Annotated in this window: 1 protein-coding gene; it reads left to right on the top strand. The window is 39.3% G+C overall.

The features are described 5' to 3' along the window. Positions 1 to 140: 140 nt before the first annotated feature. Complete coding sequence (locus AB5754_RS12625) at positions 141 to 1,415, top strand: ISL3 family transposase (RefSeq protein ID WP_368251295.1); 1,275 nt, start codon at positions 141 to 143, stop codon at positions 1,413 to 1,415. Positions 1,416 to 1,502: the final 87 nt, after the last annotated feature.

Raw genomic sequence — 1,502 nt, 5'->3', positions numbered from 1 at the left:
GGTTCTATAATATTTCGTGTTGGTGGAAAATCGAAGCCGATTTTCTGCCAACACTTTTTTCTCGTATTCAAATCAAAAAGAGACTCACATTTGGTAAAATTTAGTCGTCTAAAACAATACCCTACCAAAGGAGTCTCTCAATGGATAATCATACTAGAAAATTACTTGGATTAACAGATAAATCTTTACAATTTGAAGAAGAATGGTTGGAAGAAAAAGTATATAAAGGCGTTCAAGCGCAGTTTATCAAAGGAAGCCTCACTCACTCTCCTTCCCATTGTGAACACTGCGGATCAGTTTGTTTCATTCGTAATGGCTCGTACACCACGCGTTCCCAAATGCTAAAGGTAAAAGAACGATTAACGATTTTAGAATTGAAACGCAGTCGTTTTCTCTGTCATGATTGTGGCCAGACGTTTTCTGCAAAAACGGATTTAATCGATCCGAACCATCAACTAACCAAGGAATTGAAGCACGCCATTCTTATGGAGCTATACGAAACCCAGTCACGGAAATTGATTGCGAAGAAATATTTTGTCTCTGACGTGACGGTTACCCGCGTCTTACGTGAAGCTACCAAAGACTACCAACCCACTCAATCCCATCTACCAACTGTCTTGTGTATGGATGAATTTAGATCAATGAAGTCTGTCGCTGGGTCTATGAGCTTTATCTGTGTGGATGGCACGACCAATAAACTCTTCACGATTCTGGAAGATCGACGCTTATTCAAATTAACCCAATACTTCATGCGTTTTCCTAGAAGCGCTCGCTTGAAGGTCCGATATTTAGTGATGGATATGAATGCCAGTTATTGTCAACTACTTAAAACGGTCTTTCCGAATGCAGAGATTGTAACGGATCGTTTCCATATTGCGCAACACATCAATCGGAATTTTAACCAACTCCGTATCCAGATGATGAATTGTATTCGTGATTCTCGTCCTGAAAATCAAAAGAAATATCGTCGACTCAAGCGGTATTGGAAGCTATTGTTAAAGGATTCCGACCGACTAGAGCCACTCAAACGATACTACCATCGATTGTTTAGACGCCCCATTACTCAAACAGAAATCGTCGATGAACTCTTAAGTTACAACGACACCTTACGAAGCGCTTATGATTTTGTTCAATTATTACGTTACTATTTTACCAATCGAGATCCAAAAGGGTTTCAAGAAACCCTTCAAACGATAGAACCTAACTTACCATCATCCTTTAAAAAGAAGTTTACTATCTTCCGTCGTTACGAATCGGGGATTACAAATGCTTTTAATGTCCCCCTATCAAATGGTGTGACAGAAGGGATTAACAATAAAATCAAGTTAATCAAGCGAGTGGCGTTTGGCTACCGGAATTTTTATCTCTTTCGTGCACGGATTTATTTACAACAAGGATTGATCTTTCAAAACTAAAAAAAAGATGTGGCGCACAAAACGCGCCACATCTTCGACTAATTTTTATTAGATTTGTCTCCACCAACACGATTTGACGAAGAGCCG

Origin of the sequence: Enterococcus sp. 2201sp1_2201st1_C11_2201SCRN_220225 (assembly GCF_040925905.1) — a bacterium.
GTDB classification, from domain to species: domain Bacteria; phylum Bacillota; class Bacilli; order Lactobacillales; family Enterococcaceae; genus Enterococcus_C; species Enterococcus_C asini_A.
This window is presented reverse-complemented; position numbering and strand designations above follow the sequence as displayed.

Excerpts from the sequence above, each read along its gene's own strand:
- AB5754_RS12625 (WP_368251295.1), top strand. The coding sequence starts at position 141 with ATGGATAATCATACTAGAAAATTACTTGGATTAACAGATAAATCTTTA.